Here is a 16,896-nt window from a genome sequence, read left to right on the forward strand (position 1 = left end):
CGCCATTACGAAAGTATTGGTTGGGCGCTTTCGACCTCGAAGAACCTGCCGAGGCGGGCACGAACGATCGATTCGGCCTCCTCCATGATCCGATCAATGAGGACCTTCACGGGCGGTATGTCTCGAATGAGGCCTGCGACCATTCCGCACGACCAGGCTCCCGCGTCGGTGTCACCGTCCTTCATGATGCGGGGATACACACCGGCAACTTCGGGGGCGATGTCCGCAAACCGGATGTTGGCGCCCAGCGCGCGCTCCTTCTCAAGCAACCGTTCGACACCTGCGTTGTTGAGGACCCTCTCGGTGTTGCGAAGCGGCCGCATCACCAGGCGCGTATCCAGCTCGGTAGCAGCAAGCAGCACCTTTTTGACGTTCGGATGTACAGGCGCTTCTTGCGTGGCAAGGAACCGTGTACCCATGTTGATGCCTTCGGCGCCAAGGGCCAGGGCCGCTACGAGAGATCGCCCGTCGGCCATTCCCCCGGAGGCGATGAAAGGAATTTTCAGTTCGTCCGCGGCCCGTGGCAGGAGGATGAAGTTCGGAACGTCATCCTCACCTGGATGACCACCGCACTCGAAGCCATCGACACTGACCGCGTCGCACCCAATGGCCTCAGCTTTGAGGGCGTGGCGAACTGAGGTGCATTTGTGCACCACCTTGACGCCCGCTTCCTTTAGGGCCGGGAGAACCTGCTGGGGATTGTTTCCCGCCGTCTCGACAACCTTGATTCCGTTGTTGATGATCGCGCGAACGTAGCCAGGATAGTCGGGCGGGTTGACCGCGGGAAGAAAAGTGAGGTTCACGCCAAACGGTTTGTCGGTCATCTGGCGGCAGCGCTGGATCTCGTCAGCCAGAGCCTCTGGCGAACCAAGTGTCAGCGCTGTGATAAGGCCAAGACCGCCGGCGTTGGAGACGGCGGCAGCCATCTGCGCATAGCCAACCCAATGCATGCCCCCCTGAACGATTGGATGCTCGATTCCGAACAGTTCGGTTATTCGGGTTTTCACGAAGGCTCCTTCCCTGCCGGTTCAATCATTTACATTGTATATTTACAGTGTAAATCACGCTGTTTTCTCGTCAAGCGCTTTTTGGGAGCGAGCAACTGCTCCAATTGGAATTCTTCTGAAGCCAAGGGCGGAGGCGGCTCAGGATGCGCGTATCGCAGGATGACCGCCGAATCCGCGTGACGGTGGACATTAGGAACGACCCAGTCATCGGCGCGACCGGAACTGGCACATGCCGGGCCGCGAAGACTTCTGAGCAGGTTGATTTCTGCTTCTGCCCCCAGGGCCGAGCCGGCGTCGTTGGCCGGTGCCGTGTGATTCAAAATCCGAACTGGGTGGCTGCGCCTTCATGAGTCCGCGTCATAGTCTGCGGCACTAGGCGTTCAGTCGGAAAAACGACTGTTGACCTCTTGGACCACTCGCCACCGTGAGGGCGTCGTTCCAGTCAATTTCTTGAACGCTGTGGTCAAATGCGGCTGACTACAGAACCCGGCTTCCAGTGCGACGACCGAGAGCGGCATTGAGCCGTTCAAAAGCAATGATTTTGCCTTCTCTATTCTTCTTGAGAGAATGTAGCGATAGGGGGCCTGGCCGGTGGCGGCTTTGAATTGCCGGGAAAAATTGACGCGTGTCATTCCACTAAGGTTGGCGATCTCCGAGAGTTGTATTTCCCGTCCTATGTTCGCCTCGATGAATTCCAGGACTCTGTTCAAGGCCGGAAACGCGAGCGGGACAACCGGGAGGGTTCGCGGTGGACGGAGCTGGCCAAGAGCAACGAGCCGGCAGGACAAGGCAAAGGCGACGGCATCTACGAAGCCCGGACCAAGCCACCCGCCCTCGCTGTCAAGCCCCACCAGTGCCCGCATTAGCTCCAAAAGATACCGATCCTTGGTATACACCGTGCCCAGCAACTCAATGGGCCGGTCCGGTATTGCGCCACTGATGCTTTCGCAACACTCGGCGATCAGGCCTTGCGGAAGGTAAACACGGAAGTGATCGAAGCTCTCGTAGAACGTTCCGCTTATTGGTCTGGATCTGGGACCAGATAGGACCAACGTCCCAGGCTTGAGTTCGCCTCGGTGAACCAGCTTGGAGCCATGGCTCAAATCGGCCGTCGTTTTGCGCAAAATGAGCGATACGATGTGATGCTCGTCTACTCCGGAGGATTCTACGCGCAAGGTGGACTTCAGGTCGTGGTTCTTCCACCTGGAGAGAGCCGCACGCGAACTGAAGAGCGAACTAGGCGGGGTTTGGCGCCAATCCTGTTCTTCATGGATCCTGACCATGCCTCAATCACCTCGCCACCCATATGAAGCAACCCATTGGCGGATAATTGGTTTTCTAGCAATGGCGCGGTTGACGGTCAACGGCCACTATGCTGTCTGAATGTCCTTTGCGACGATCATGGAGACTGGAAGTTCGCGCCGATCCGCCGGCCTCACCGCGGGCTGATTGCCCGCCAATTCGCGAACGCCGCAATGGAAGCGGCTCTTCGACATCGAGCCGCGCCAATGAATCCGTCCATCATTCTGGCAGTCGCATCGAGCTTATCGGCTGGCCGGCCGTAGTGATCTCTGACTAGCCGATGGGACGGAACGCTCGATCACTCAGCACTTGGCGATTGCCTAGCCGTGCGGCATTTCGAGAACGATCTTCCCAAAACCGCCACCCGCTTCCATTGCCCGCTGGGCGTCCGCGGCGGCTTCCATGGGAAAGACCTTACCGATCAGGGGACGCAGCCGTCCCGATGCAAACAACGGTAAGGCGAGGTGAGCAAACCGGCCGATCATGGCGCGCTTTTCCTCGCTCGTGCGGGATTTCATCACGGTGCCGACCAGCCTGAGACGATTGTGCAAGACTAGGTTCAGCGGGATCACCGGCTCGTACTGTTTGCTCAGGATACCTACCTGCACGACGATACCGCCGGGACACAAGACCCTCAGATTGCGAGCGAGATAATCACCACCGATAAAATCTATCACGGCGTCGACACCGCGGCCTTGCGTTCGCTCCGCGACGCAGCGCTCGAAGTCATCGGCACGGTAATCAAACACGACGTCGGCTCCGATCTCTTGGACGTCGGCCATCCGCTCCGCACTGGCGGTTGCATAAACGGTCGCACCGAGCGCGTCGGCGATCTCGACGCATGCCGACCCCACGCCGCCAGCGGCGGCGTGAACGAGTACCGATTGGTTCTCCTTGATTTCGGCCAGATGCGAGACCGCTTCGCAAGCCGTGACAAAGGATTCCATGACCGATGCTGCCTCGACAAAGGACATCCCATCTGGAACGCGGGCAGCCATTCCCTCGTCGACACGTGCGAATTCGGCATAGCCGCCACCGCCGACGATTGCCATCACGCGATCCCCCACCGCGAACTGCCTGGCAGCGGCACCGACCGACACAACCTCGCCGGCGACCTCGAGACCCATGAGGCTGCTGTCACCGAAGTACTGGCTGCCGTATGCACCTTCGCGCTGCAGAATGTCCGCTCGGTTGACCCCGGCTGCGCGCACGCGCACCAACAGATCCGTGTCGCGCTTCTCGGGTATAGGAAGATCGGCAAGGCGGAGCACGTCCGCCTTGCCGAAATTTTCGTAGACCACGGCTTTCATGCCGCGGTCCCCAATGCCTTAGCCTTGGCGTGCCGCGCAATGCTCGCTGCGAACTTCGGGGTCTCGCGATGGTTGTGGTCGCTGCCTGCGGCCTGCCGCGCCGCCGCCGCTTCTTCAAAGGACATCTTGTGCTCTTTCAAGAACGCCATGAAAGCATCTGTCGGATGCGCGGTAACCCGATTGGTATACCGGCTGGTCTTATCGTCCACGGCTTCGGCAATTAATTCCCACACGACATTCACTTGGCTGCGACCCGCAGGAGTGAAAACGTCGGAGATCGAGTTCATCTTGCAATAGGTCTTTCCGGCTTCCTCCGCAACGTAATGCTGGACCACGAGCGCCGTGCCGATCATCTCGACATTGATCGACATCCGTCTTCCGTCATCCGTAACGGTCGTGCCTGCGGCAATATGATCGGGCTCGCAGCAGCGCTTGTATTCGGCTTCCGGCAGGCTGAAAAGCCAATCGGCTATGTCGATCTGATCCAGCGGCAAATCCATATCGGCGGTATAGGCGGACTGGGACAGAATGCTGTCGAGTATCTTCATGATGGACCTCTTGCGATCCGGCAGCAGCGGTACCGCGCTTGTAATTTCTCGGGAGATGCATTCCACGCATCCCAGCCACCACATATCACCCGTTCGCCGGTCCACCAGTCATACGAAGGTAACCGGGTTTCGTGCAAAAAACGTGCGATTCTGCAAGGCTTTGAGGCCGACGCGGCCTGGTTGCGCGTCGGATTCCAGATCAACTTGCGACTGCGCCATGTGTCCAACCATTTCACGAAACGGACTCGGTATATGAAAGACATGGCAAGTCAGCTTCAATATTTTTGGAAATCCTGGCACTAGGAAACGACGGTTGGTGACATTCCGGAACACCTCGATGGATCGGACGCACCCTTCCTTCAAAAAGTCGACGCATGAGAGCGTCACGGATTTCAGGCTGCGCGAATGCTCCCTGGGGATCAGGAGTAAACCCCATGTCACACCATGCGGAACGGGACGAACAGGCACTCCAACCCCCACCCGTCTCAGATGTCGAGCCCGCAGCTCACGTACATATCATTGACGACGACGCATCCATTCGGGAGGCCATCGGCTCGCTTCTGAGCACCGTGCATCTGGAAACCAGCATCTACGCATCCGCGCGTGAGTTCATATCCGCCCGCCGACCGGACGTACCGGGGTGCATCCTGCTCGATGTACGGCTTCCCGGAGGACAAACCGGCCTCGAACTTCAGGAGCATTTCGTAAATCTCGGCATCCATCTTCCGGTCATTCTGGTCACAGGTTATGGCGATGTCGAAATGTCGGTACGAGCGATGAAAGCCGGCGCCATCGACTTTCTAACCAAGCCCATTCGTGCTCAGGATCTGATCGAGGCCGTCGCGCGGGCAATTCAGCGCGACCGCAAAAGGCGCTCTCGCGATGCGGCGCTGCTATCCTTGCGCGAGAAGTCAGACACACTGACAGCGCGCGAGAAGCGCATCATGGCCTTGGTCACAGCGGGACACCTGAACAAGCAAGTCGCATGGCGACTCGGGATAACCGAGGCGGCCGTGAAGCTTAGCCGAGGTGCCGTGATGCGAAAAATGGCAGCGACCTCCCTTGCTGATCTCGTCCGAATGGCTGATCAACTGGGTGTCAGAGAGGCTCAGCTCGAGCAGATCGGCTTGTCAGCCGCCCTCCCCGACCGATAATCCTGTTTCGGGCGGCCAAGGCAGGCCTCGAATTGCCTCGGCCCAAACAAGAACGGCAACGAGTGATCAGCCCTCCAGTCACTGAGTTATTTCGCCACTCATGATATCTCCGATAAGCTGCCAGCTTTCACCGCCAAAGCGCTCCATCTCAACTGATCGATCGGCGCATAGTCGCTCGGCGAGGTATTGACCAGCACGCCAGGCAGGAACGTATCCGGAGCGAAATCTTTCAGGTTCGCGGCCTGTTTCATCACGTTCTCCCGCGTCAGATCGTTCCCGCACATTTCGAGCACTTTCACGAGTGTCTGCGCTGCGGCGTAGCCATAAGCTATGAAGCCATCCTGCCTATTTGCGTCGGGGTAGTACTGATCGAGGAATGCGAAGAACTTCTTCATCCCAGGATCGTTCTGCCATCTCGGATCTGTCACATCCTTGAGGTAAATGGCCGAGAGAAGCCCTTGCGCGTTATCGATGCCAGCGGGCTTGATCACCGCCCCCATGGATGTCGATACGTTACTGACGATATGGAGGGGCTTCCAACCCAATTCAGCGGTCTTCTTGATCGCCTGCGCGGCGAACTTCGGGGTCGCGATGTCAACCAGCACGTCGGCTCCGGCGCTCCTGAGCTTGACAATGTGGCTATCGATCGTCGGCTCGGTCACTTCGTAGCTTGATTCACCCACGAGCATCGCGCTTTTTTCGCCCAAGCCATCCTTGAGCCCTTTCAGATAGCCCTTACCGAAGTCGTCATTCTGATAAAGAATAGCGATCTTGGCGTTTGGAGCTTCGCGGAGGACGTATTGAGCGCAGATGCGTGCTTCACTCTGGTAGCTCGGCAAAAATCCCATGGTCCAGGTGAAGTTTTTGGGATCGTTCCACTTCGTCGCGCCGCTAGCGAGAAACAACTGTGGGATCTTCTTCGAGTTTAGATACTTCTGAATGGCCGTATTGGAGGCAGTTCTGAGCATGCCGAACATCAGCAGGACCTCGTCGCTCTCGACGAGCTTGCGCGTCTGCTCCACTGTTTTAGGCGGAGAATACGAGTCGTCATAGGAAATAAAGGTGATCTTCCGCCCGTTGATGCCGCCTTCGGCATTGACCTTCGCGAAATATGCGGCTTCGGCCTTTCCGATCACCGCGAACGCCGATGCCGGCCCGCTGTAGGGCATGATGTTGCCAATCTTTATCTCGGAACCAGTTGCCCCGGTGTCGTATTTGCCTTCACCAAATGCGGCGCTAGTAACGGCGGCCAGGATGCATGCTACTCCCAGTCGCAGGCTCAGACGCGTGATTTTAACCATTGCTTCCTCTCCTCGGATGTTCTCGTACATTTCCAAACTGTGGTCTCGTCACATGTGTTTCGAACACACGGGTCTGGCGTCTGGCCGCAGACTGTCTCCCGCCGTAAGTGCTGGGCCGCCCCCGCGATCACGACGAAATTTTTGGCCACTCCTGACCGAAGGAGGTGTCGTCGGCCTAGCCGCGTTTCAGACCTCAATTGCCCCGTTGCTGGTCATGAACTCGCAATGCGGTGTAAGCCAGCTTGAGCTTCGGCGCGGCTACGTTGGCGGTTTCGGCGCGGACTACCAGATCGCCGATTACGTGATCGGCTTCGGTGCGAGCGCCGGAGTTCATGTCGCGGAACATCGAAGCCGTCATCGGCGAGCCAGCAAGCGTCAGCTGCCCTTTGGCGCGCTCGACGAAACCTGTCGGCCTGTGACCATGAGCAGTCGCAATCGTTGAACATTCCTCCACGAGGCCAGCCAGAAATTCCCTTCCGCCGGACGCAGCGACAATGCTTCCGATCGAACCTCTCAGCAGGCACGTTGCCGCCGAAAGGCACGCTATGAATATCCACTTCTCCCACATATCCTGCACAACGTCGTCACTGTTGCTCGAGTCAAAGTTAGCTACAGAAAACAGTTCGGCTATCGCGCGTGCCTTTTGGGAGCCCGATGGGGTCTGGGCGCCGAACGTCAACGACTGGACAGGCATCAATTGCACGATCTCGCGCCTCTCATTCAGTGCCGTCGTGATCGCGCATAGGCCGCCGAATATCTTGTCTTGGCCGAACCTTTGATCGAGAGCGTCGAGGTGGCGCATCCCATTCAGCAGCCGGCAATGAGCGGAGACAGCCTGCTCGTAGCGTTGCAGATGGCGATCTCGGGGCAAGGTGTGCTTCTCGCCCCATTTTCCGCTGGTCTCTCCCTTGGTGGCGAACGGCTCTCTTGAGCCCCTCACAAAATGGGGCTCCTTGAAGGTCAGCGATCGCGATTTCTATTTCACCATCGGCGGGTCGACCGCCCCTCGGAGAAGGTCAAGGCGGTGCATAGGTGGCTCAAGCTGGTGGCAGCCCAACTTGAGGCCGGTGCAACAGCGCTCGGAATCTGAACTTTCGGGTCCGGAGGCGTCACGGGCCAGACTTCAGCAAGTTTATTAGGAATCGACGCACGCCAAGCAAACGACGCCATCTGATGCTGCGCAGGGAAGTGCGCGGCTTCCGTGGCGTGCTAGGACGCCTGCCCATGCACGCGAATGCATGGGCAGATTTGAGAACCCTGCTTCAGCATTCCATATGGCGTTCAAGCGTGCTGGCCCCCTGACATGCGGCACGATGAGCACTGCGCCACTGGTTTGGCGTATAGCCGACAAACCGCTTGAAGACCGTCGTGAAGTGCGCCTGCGACTGGAAGCCAACCGCAAGAGCAATCTGTATGATCTGCATGGACGAATGGAATAATAGTTCTTCCGCCCTTCTGATCCTGCGCCTCAGGAGAAACTCATGAGGCCGCAGGCCGGTCGCCATTCGGAATTGGGAAGCAAAGTGCATACGGCTCAATCCGGCTATCGAGGCAAGATCGCTTAGCGTAATCCTCTCGGAGAGATGTTCATCGATGTAGTCGACCACTCGCTTGAGACGCCACTTCTGCAGAGACCGCACTTGCCGCTCAGAGCATTCGTCCGTGGCCGCGCCGGCGCGACGCGCGGATTGGCGGGTCGCCGAATTCAGGCCTAGAAGCCTGACCGCAATAGCAAGCCGCAATGCATCGGCCTGCACCGCAGCATGGTTGTTGTGAACCTGGGTAGCCTGCGCGAGCGCTTCGAACAGATTCCTGAGAATGGCATCCTCGGCGCACTCGGCCATGAGAGAGTCTGACACGACCACGTCGCCGTCCCGCAGTGGCTGGACTAGCTGATGCTTCGACTCGCTTCTTACTGCCTGACACGAATTGTTGGCGCTGGAGCCGTCTCGGATTCCGCCCGTGGGGGCTAACGCAACTCTGATATCTAAGCCCTTGAATGAAAATCCCGTGTCGTTGGCCGGCAGAATCGTTGAACCTAAGGAACCATTGACGAAGATTGTAACCGGCCCGCCCGATGACTCCTCTGTGATCGCTATCGACGCGCAGGACGTTGGGCCGTTCGTGATTTGAGGGTTGCTCCGGTCCAAAACTTGTGCGCTCTCCAGCATGTTGTCCTCTCTTCCCACGTACACAGAGACCAACGCTCCGAAAACGTGCAACACCGAGGCGCCGAACAGACTGGCCTGGAAGCATGCCTTCTTCGTGTCTGGGCTCTTCTCCCGTAAGATACAGGGCGAGAGAACGGCCTCTATTCTACCGGCAGCTTTGACGTGCATACGCGCGGCTCGCAATGTAATACTTTGGTATGCCGGCTCAGGCCGTCCAGGTCGCCGTTAGAGATCGGGGAGTCTCAAATTGGAAGCAGTGGACGCTACCCGGCAGCCTATTCGGGTTCCACCCAAGCGGCTGGCCGAGGTGATGGGCTGCGAGCCCGCTTGGCTCGGAATAGATATTTGAGCGGACGGCGAACCGCGCTCGCAGCTTTGGCCACGTGTCCGTATGGGACGACCTACGTTTGCTGACGCAGGGGCAGAGTAAACTGGAAGGCAGCGCCGAACTCTGGTCTTTGAGCCGCCGATAATCGTCCACCGTGAGATTCTATGATTGTCCGACAAATGGAGAGACCGAGACCAAGGCCGCTCGACTTCGTAGTGAAAAACGCGTCGAAAAGCTTCTCTGGATCTGCAGCGGAAATGCCTATGCCGCAGTCCTCGACCATCACTTGAATTTCGCACGGGCCTTTGCACTCGGATCGCAGCACCAATTTTCGAGGCCTGTCCGATATTGGCTGCATAGCTTCGATGCCATTCATCAGCAGGTTCATGATGACCTGCTGCAGTTGGATCCGGTCTGCGCAAACTATCAATGGGCTCGGTGATAAATCCAGCTTCAGCTCGACTTGATTTTCTAGCAATTCCCGCCGCAGCAGAGCGGAGACTTCGGTTACGACCTCGTTGAGGTCGAAAGCCGTGCGCCCGCTGTCTGTTTTCCTCGCCAAGGCGCGGACATGGCCAATCACGTCAGCGGCTCTGTTAACGTCCTTTACAATCCATTCAATGGACTGGCGCACCCGGTCCAAATAGGCAGCACCACGATCAAGCCATCGCAAGGATACCTCGGCGTTGGACAGTATCGCAGTGAGCGGCTGGTTAACTTCGTGAGCGATGGAAGTGGTCAACTCTCCCAACGCGATGACACGTGCTGCGTGCGCAAGCTCGGCCTGTGCATCCCGTAAAGCTGTCTCGGCCTGCTCGCGGCGAATCGTCGCCGTGACATCGCTGGCGACGCCACGATACCCGAGGAAAGCACCCGTGGAATCGAACAGCGGCTTACCGCTAACAGAGGTATAACCAGGAGACCCGTCGGGCAGAGCGATGCGGAAGACGAATTCGCGAAATGGCTGGTGAGCATCAATCAGCTTGAAGTGATCTTGCCATTTCTCAGCCTCTTCCTCAAGATCGGTTGCGTATTGCCAAGCAGGACTTCCGACACGAACTGCCTTCGCCTCGCGCGACAGGACGCTGAGCCGATGGTCCTGATCCGTTTCCCAAAACCAATCCGAAGCTGTTTCTGCAAAATCGCGGAACCGCTGCTCGCTATGCTGCAATAGTCTCTGCGACTGCTTTAGATCGTCAATGTCGACACTTGTTCCATACCATCGGATGACTTTCCCTTCATCATCGCGTAGCGGTACGGCTCGCGTTAGAAACCAGCGGTACTGACCGTCAAACCTGCGCAGTCTCGATTCAAACTCGAATGGCGTTCCCGCGGCAACAGCCTCTTGCCATTTGGCCCTCTGTTTCGGCGCATCCTCCGGGTGAACCATGGTAATCCACCTCTCTCCTCGAGCCTCATCGGCAGAAAGCCCAGTATAGGAGAGCAAATGCTTGTTGTGGAATTCGTTGGTGCCGTCGGGCAGTGCCGTCCAGACTACGACTTGAATCGTATCGAGGGTAGCGCGCACCTGCCGTTCTGCTTCAATGGCTCTTAATTCTCGGTTGCGGAGCTCTTGCTCTGCATTCTTCGCGGCCGTGACGTCCGTAACTGCACCTATCAACTCGTCATAGCCGAGTGAATCCTTGACCGCGCGAGTCAGAGCGCGAACGTGTTTGACCTGGCCGTCTGGCATCAACAGTCGATATTCGTGATCGAACTCTCTGCCGCTAGCGAACGCTTCGTCGATCACCTGCTTCACCTGAGCGCGATCCTCCGGATGGACGCGATCAATGACGAGATTTGGCGTCGGCGTTGCATCAAGTTCGTAGCCAAAGATTCGAAATGTTTCCTGGGACCAGCGAAGTTCTCCGGTTGGAATCTTCCACCCAAAACTGCCAGTTTGGCTCAATCGCTGGGCCTCGGTCAAATACATCTCACTTCGGAGCAAGTTCGTCTCGACTTGCTTCTGTCGCTGCAGGGATGCCAAAAGCTCGCGTCTCGAGCGGTCGAGAGATCTTGCCGCCAGGATGTGCTTAGCGCTGATCCAGTTCACGAAGAGCGCGACTATCAAAAATAACGCGAAGCGAGCCACCTCATGCGGCAAGATGGCAAACGACCCGACCGGAGGAAGTACGAAGTAGTCGAAGGATACGGCCGCCAGCCCGGTTGCGAGGAAGCCTGGACCGATACCTCCTACCCATGCCGCGAGAATGATCGCACATAGAAACAGGGAAACGAACGGCTCGACATGCAGGATGAGGACGGACGCTTTGGACGCCACAATGGCCGCTCCAACGAGCAGGGTTGCCAAGCCATAGCGCAAAACTAGGGACCAGACTCTCTGCTCGCGCTTACGCCGCAACTCGGAATTCTGCCGTGGCCACCACCTTGAGGCTTCAGTAATCTCCGGCGCGCTCGCATCATTCATATCGACAGCCCCTCCAGCTTCGCTCCGGCTGAGACTGCGGCAACGGCGCACATTAGCTCAATTGGTCCTTATCGGCTCTCCGGTGCAGAGTCTTTGAGGCATCAGCAATCACGTGCTCAACTCGCGTGACGGTGTTATCCCGATCATATCGGCCATCCTGATGAGTTCAGCCAAGGATTGCGCGCCCATCTTCTTCATCACCCGGCCGCGGTGGATTTTGACCGTGATCTCGGCGATACCGAGCTTCATGCCGATCTCCTTGTTGAGGAGCCCGGTCACCACGAGAGCGAGGATCTCTTGCTCGCGCTCGGTCAACCCCTCGTAAGCCGATCGTGAGGCTAAGACGGCACGCTCGGCCTCTCGTCTCTTGCGATCCCCCTCGATTCCCCTCGTTACCGCGTCCAGCATGTCCTGCTCGCGAAAGGGCTTGCTCAAGAAGTCGACTGCGCCACCTCTCATAGCCCTCACACTCATGGGAATGTCGGCATGAGCAGTCATGAAGATGATGGGGATGTGGATGTTGGCCTTATTGAGGTCCGTTTGTAGGTCAAGACCACTCAGCCCCGGAAGTCTGATATCAAGAACCAGGCAGCTTGGCACATCCGGTAACTTCCAACGCAAGAATTCGACGGCGGAGGCGAACAATTGCACATCCAACCCGACCGACTGAAAGAGGTTGGCGAGCGCCGTTCGGACTCCTTCGTCGTCGTCGACAACGATCACGGCCGAGGGCGATCTATCCGGACCGGCGGGAGGCGGGATGGTCGGTACCGAAGCCCGGGACATGGATCAGCCTCTATGCCACCGCTGCAATCGCGGCCGCCCGATCGCTAAACAGAAGTCGGTTGTTGCAGTCATGCTTGTCCCAATGGCTGGGCCAAAACTTAGAACAGCTTTGGGAACCTGCGCAATCGTCTTGTTTGATCCACGACGCGGGAATTGCATGCCATGCCGCACTGGCATTCCAGCAATGATTCCGAGCAGATACCGCGCCAATGACCAGTCATCTCGGTCGCGGCGTCACAATTTCATAATTTCTAGGCACGGGAACTATCGAAGGGAGACGGAACTGGGCCATCGCTGGAACTGGAGTGCTATCTTCGTTATCGATCACTGCTCCGCGACACCCAGCTTTCGGTAGGCGTCGAGGTAGGTCGCATTCACGAGGTTAATGTACTCGGGAACATTCGATAATTGCCGATGGGATGCGAGCAGAGACTTGATGGTTGGTACTCCGAAATGTTTGATGTGCCACTCTCGCCATGAAGCGAAGAGCGAACGCGCCATTTTGAGATCACCATTTTCCGCATAGGCGATGGCGAGAGCCTCGGTCGTCGCCGGCGAAGGGCGCAACGCATGGGCTTCCTTGAGTGTCTCGAGCGCATCATGCCATTTGCCCAGCAGCAGCTGGACGCGTCCCCAAGCGAGAAGAATGACGTGGTAGGCCGGGACCCTTCCGGCAGTTCTCAAGTAGATCTCCTGAAAGACAGGCAGCGCGTCGGCCGGCCGACCGAGATACTCATAGTCGAGGGACAAGAAGTAAAGAATCATGTAGTCACTGGGGTTCGTCGATCGGGCTTGCTCGAGCTGCAGACGCGCGCTTTCGAAATCGTGGTCATGAAGACTGAGAAGAGCGCGCGCCAGCCGGGCGTTGGGCGTACCCGGGAGCAATCTCGTCGCCTTCTCGATAAGTTCGCTAGCCTCCCTCCGTTTTGCCCTCACCTCATCCGAAGCCGGTTGTTGCTCAGTCGGAAGTAACCGACTGAGAAACAGATTTTCGGCGATCACCAAGGCGAGTTCGGTTTGAATTTCAGAATTCTCCGGCTGCAGTAGCATAGCTTTCCGAAAGTAACGCTCCGCCTCTTTCCGAGGATTGATTCCGCGCCGCCGCTCGTCGTTCAGTGCGACCTTGCCGCGCAATAGATTTTCAAAGGCATCCTCGTTGTCGGGCTTCTCCGTCCGACGGATACACACGGCCGGCAAGGTAAATTGCAGGGAATTTGAAATACGGGATGTCACCTGATCTTGGATGTTCGGCAACTCGGCCATGTTTCCTTCGAAGCTATCCGCCCAGAGTTCCTGGCCGTCTTTGCTGTCGAGAAGTCTTGCGTTAATGCGCACGGACGAGCCGGTCCGGAGGACTGATCCGGTCAGCAGATATTGGACATTGAGCTGCTTGCCCACCTTGCGCGGCTCAAGAGGCCGCTGCTTATACTCGAGAGATGCCGCGCTCGCGATGATCACGGCTTCCGGCATTCTGGTCGACAAATCCGTCGTCAGATTGTCCACGACGGCGTCTCCAAAGAAGCCGAGCGCGGGATCCTCGGTCAGGTTATCGAACGGCAGCACAGCGATCGACAGACGAGGCACTTCCATCGTTACCTGCTTTCGTCCGATCCAGTCGCTGACAACGACCTTGTATGCGCTCCAATAACCAGTAAGGCCTCCCACGATCGTACCCACGGCGGCGAGCCCCGCAAGTCCTGCACCGATACGCCGGGAGTGGTCGCTGAGCGCGGCCAAGAGTGGGCGGTGCACGCTTTTCGACCCGGCCCATAAAGACCGGAACCGCGAGACGCCAGCCGCTGCCTCTTCGATGCTGCATTCTCGTTTCTTGTCGGTATCTGTCATCGAACGCATGGGTATGACGAGGGTCCTCGCTCATGCATATACCCATTTGTCTTAATGGGCAGCGCCGTGTGCACCGGATGCTCGGCGGCAGACGTGCATTCTTGAAATTGAAGTGGCTTTTAAAAAGCGCGCGGGGAAAAATCGTTCGAAATAGCTCAATTCACTCTTACTCAAGGCAGTCTTTCAATATCACGAAAACGGACGAACGAGAATGACGTCCACTGAAGGAAAGTCGTGCCTGAAAGCGCGTTGATCGCGATCATCGACGATGACGAGTCGGTGCGTTCGGCACTTGCGACGCTACTGGCGTCATTCGGCTATCGACCTCTCGCATACGGCTCCGCTGCCTGCTTTCTGGATAGCGGTTTGGCGGGGTCATGCCACTGCGTCGTTTCAGACATCGCCATGCCCGGCATGAGCGGGTTCGACCTCGCTCGCCACCTGCGACGAACCGGATATGAAATGCCTGTGATACTGATCACAGCCCGCAACGGCCCGACGATTGCCGCTCAGGCTCAAGCGAGCGGAGCGCATTGTCTTCTGAAAAAGCCGTTCGAGGCGAAGCAACTGGTAGAAGCGCTTAATGACGCGCTCGTGAGATTAGGCAACACTTTGGGAACAGATGAAGCAGATCCGTGAACTCCTTTTCGAGAGATCATCAACGGCGTCATGGGCGCTAGATTCAGGGTGACCGACTTCGGGGAATACCTCAGTCGAAATCCTAATTCGACACGCCCCTTACAACGAAACAAACAGGCAAGGGAATGAGACGCCGATTTGGCCCACAATGCTGGATGCTCGCGGGGATGGATATTCGCCCAAGAACCGACGGAAGCGAGCTGCGGGGCTCGTAATCAGCTTGGGGATTTCTTGACAAATGGTTCGAGGTCTCGTTGCGCTAGGTGGCACCGAGTTGCAGCGATAGTTGCGCTTGGCCTGGGCGGGGTGCTGTTGAAGAATCGCGCGATCCATCCCCTTTCATCCGCCAATAGCAGTTGCCTTTCAATTAGGCGTCTGGGCAACATTGAGCCAATCTGACAAGCTGAGGACAAGCCTGCCGATCGTCTGGCTTGATCGCTTTTCGGTTAACCGACGGCCGCGCGCTTCGGCCGCCAGCGCCTCCAGCAGGTCGAGGCCCTTCTCTAGCGCAGGAGCGCCCGGTTGGGCGATCGCCTTCACTTTTTTCCTGTCGGTCGTGTGCATCGATAGCCCTGTCGCAGCCGCAACGCCACCCATCGGCGGGACGCTCTCACCCTGCATTTACCCGATGCGTCCTGCGATTTGAATATACTCGGCTTACCCAGCCGCTATGCCGGCGACCAGATCGCATGCGATCTATCCCCTCGACAAGAAGACTGACCTCCACTGAACTTGACCCAGCAATGCTGCCGGCAGCGGGTCAAAACCCTGTGCAGAGGTACTAGTCGGGATGAGTTAAGGCGTTCGGCTTGACCGATTCTGGCAGGCGAGGCGAATCGTCGATGCCGGGCGCGAGACCTGGCTCGATTGCGTCCGGCGAAGGAATAGAGGGCACCTTGGAATAGGGAATAGCCTCTGCTTCTGCGGGCCCGCGTGACGAGTCTTGCAGGCAATCAGGGCGTACGCTCTGCTGTTTTCCGAACAAGTCGGACACCGGATCCAGGATGCTTGAACGGACGCGGTCGAACCAACTCGTATGTCCGCCGATGGACGGCTCTCGAACCGTGACGGTCGCCGTCATACCGGAGACGAGCGGGACGCCGGGAGGCACTCTGTCGATGGCAACGCGGACCGGAACCCGCTGCGCAAGGCGTACCCACGTGTAGACCGGGTCTACCGTGGGCAAACCTTGAATACCGTTTGCCGCGTTCGAGACGCTGATACCGCGAGTCACGGTCTTCACATGGCCGATAATCGATTGCGAGTATCCCATCAGGTGCGCCTCGACGGATTCTCCGACGCACACACGGGCTAGTTTAGTCTCCTCGAAGTAGCCGTCGATCCAAAAGCTGTTGCTGTCGATTACTGAGATGTTACTGACCCCGGTTAGCGCGTAGTCTCCTGCGCGCAGCAAGAGATTGGTGACGTAACCCTCCACGGGGCTAAGTACCTTCGTCCGCTTAAGGTTGAGTTCGGCCTGCGCCAATTGGTGTTGAGCCGCCTCATATGCCGCCTTTGCTTCGGCGGCATTGCCTGCATACACCTGCTGTTGCTCCGGTGTCGTAGCAAGGTCCGACAGATTTTGCCGCCGCGCCGATTCGGCTTGCTTCACTTCTAGGTCTGCCGCGCGCTGTTCAACCAACGTCTTGCTGATGCGGACGGCGATTTCGAAATCGAAAGGATCGATTACATAGAGAACGTCGCCTTTGTGGACGAATTGATTGTCGCTCACCAGCAGTTCGACGATCTTGCCAGAAATCTGCGGCGCTATGTTTGCGACCTGGACTCGCACGCTGCCGTTCCGCGTCCAGGGAGCGGTTACGTAGTAGTGCCACGTGCCGAGCGAGAGGAGCACGGCTATCAACACGAACGCAATCGTCGCAAGCCGCTTGCAACTCGGGATCATTATGCGCCGGAGCGCGTCGCGCCGCGTGGCCACGAGGAGCGCGGCTTCCCAAGGCGGCAGATCCTGCCCAAACGCAGGATGCTTTTCGCCATTTTCTGCGCAGTTCGGCGTTGCAACCGGTCGACTGTCGCGCGCGTCGTTCGAGTTTTCGGGAGAGGCGGTTTTCATGAA

13 protein-coding genes and 1 pseudogene are annotated in these 16,896 nt (G+C 57.8%); 2 read left to right on the forward strand and 12 right to left on the reverse strand.

The annotated features are described in order from the left end of the window. Nucleotides 1–5: 5 nt before the first annotated feature. The 4 genes from P6U24_RS23600 to P6U24_RS23615 all read right to left on the reverse strand — a co-directional run bounded on the left by P6U24_RS23600 (nt 6) and on the right by P6U24_RS23615 (nt 4,167). Nucleotides 6–1,007 (reverse strand): NAD(P)H-dependent flavin oxidoreductase, encoded by a 1,002-nt coding sequence (locus P6U24_RS23600; RefSeq protein ID WP_407154886.1) that lies wholly within the window; start codon nt 1,005–1,007, stop codon nt 6–8. A gap of 380 nt (nt 1,008–1,387) precedes the next feature. After that, on the reverse strand, nt 1,388–2,290 hold the full coding sequence (locus tag P6U24_RS23605) for a helix-turn-helix domain-containing protein (RefSeq protein ID WP_407154887.1): 903 nt from the start codon (nt 2,288–2,290) through the stop codon (nt 1,388–1,390). 339 nt (nt 2,291–2,629) lie between these two features. Next, nucleotides 2,630–3,619: an NAD(P)H-quinone oxidoreductase gene (locus tag P6U24_RS23610; RefSeq protein ID WP_407154888.1), complete on the reverse strand. Its 990-nt coding sequence runs from the start codon at nt 3,617–3,619 to the stop codon at nt 2,630–2,632. Continuing rightward, nucleotides 3,616–4,167: a hypothetical protein gene (locus tag P6U24_RS23615; RefSeq protein ID WP_407154889.1), complete on the reverse strand. Its 552-nt coding sequence runs from the start codon at nt 4,165–4,167 to the stop codon at nt 3,616–3,618. Before P6U24_RS23615 ends, P6U24_RS23610 begins: the two co-directional genes overlap by 4 nt. A 434-nt stretch (nt 4,168–4,601) precedes the next feature. Here P6U24_RS23615 and P6U24_RS23620 point away from each other — a divergent pair, with 434 nt between their 5' ends. Then, entirely contained in the window at nt 4,602–5,321 is a 720-nt protein-coding gene (locus P6U24_RS23620; RefSeq protein ID WP_407154890.1) for a response regulator transcription factor, read from the forward strand. 78 nt (nt 5,322–5,399) lie between these two features. On the opposite strand, the pseudogene P6U24_RS23625 reads toward P6U24_RS23620, so the two are convergent. The 6 genes and pseudogenes from P6U24_RS23625 to P6U24_RS23650 form a co-directional block, all read right to left on the reverse strand. Next, nucleotides 5,400–6,622 (reverse strand): annotated as a pseudogene (locus P6U24_RS23625) (ABC transporter substrate-binding protein). Nucleotides 6,623–6,815: 193 nt separating this feature from the next. Continuing rightward, nucleotides 6,816–7,562, reverse strand: a complete 747-nt coding sequence (locus tag P6U24_RS23630) for a ketopantoate reductase C-terminal domain-containing protein (protein ID WP_407154891.1) — start codon at nt 7,560–7,562, stop codon at nt 6,816–6,818. Between the two features lie 322 nt (nt 7,563–7,884). Then, nucleotides 7,885–8,793 carry a helix-turn-helix domain-containing protein gene (locus P6U24_RS23635; protein ID WP_407154892.1) on the reverse strand — a complete coding sequence of 303 codons (909 nt, stop codon included), beginning with the start codon at nt 8,791–8,793 and terminating at the stop codon, nt 7,885–7,887. Between the two features lie 401 nt (nt 8,794–9,194). Further along, nucleotides 9,195–11,549, reverse strand: coding sequence for a PAS domain-containing protein (locus P6U24_RS23640; RefSeq protein ID WP_407154893.1), 2,355 nt, complete (start codon nt 11,547–11,549; stop codon nt 9,195–9,197). Between the two features lie 108 nt (nt 11,550–11,657). Beyond that, entirely contained in the window at nt 11,658–12,272 is a 615-nt protein-coding gene (locus P6U24_RS23645; protein ID WP_407154894.1) for a response regulator transcription factor, read from the reverse strand. A 387-nt stretch (nt 12,273–12,659) separates the two neighbouring features. Beyond that, on the reverse strand, nt 12,660–14,180 hold the full coding sequence (locus tag P6U24_RS23650; RefSeq protein ID WP_407154895.1) for a tetratricopeptide repeat protein: 1,521 nt from the start codon (nt 14,178–14,180) through the stop codon (nt 12,660–12,662). A 234-nt stretch (nt 14,181–14,414) separates the two neighbouring features. Here P6U24_RS23650 and P6U24_RS23655 point away from each other — a divergent pair, with 234 nt between their 5' ends. Then, nucleotides 14,415–14,819 (forward strand): response regulator transcription factor, encoded by a 405-nt coding sequence (locus P6U24_RS23655; protein ID WP_407154896.1) that lies wholly within the window; start codon nt 14,415–14,417, stop codon nt 14,817–14,819. A gap of 363 nt (nt 14,820–15,182) precedes the next feature. Here the strand turns inward: P6U24_RS23655 and P6U24_RS23660 are convergent, their stop codons facing one another. After that, nucleotides 15,183–15,383, reverse strand: coding sequence for a hypothetical protein (locus P6U24_RS23660; RefSeq protein WP_407154897.1), 201 nt, complete (start codon nt 15,381–15,383; stop codon nt 15,183–15,185). 217 nt (nt 15,384–15,600) lie between these two features. Next, nucleotides 15,601–16,893 (reverse strand): biotin/lipoyl-binding protein, encoded by a 1,293-nt coding sequence (locus P6U24_RS23665; RefSeq protein ID WP_407154898.1) that lies wholly within the window; start codon nt 16,891–16,893, stop codon nt 15,601–15,603. Nucleotides 16,894–16,896 lie beyond the last annotated feature (3 nt).

Source organism: Bradyrhizobium sp. STM 3557 (genome assembly GCF_045571465.1).
GTDB lineage: Bacteria > Pseudomonadota > Alphaproteobacteria > Rhizobiales > Xanthobacteraceae > Bradyrhizobium.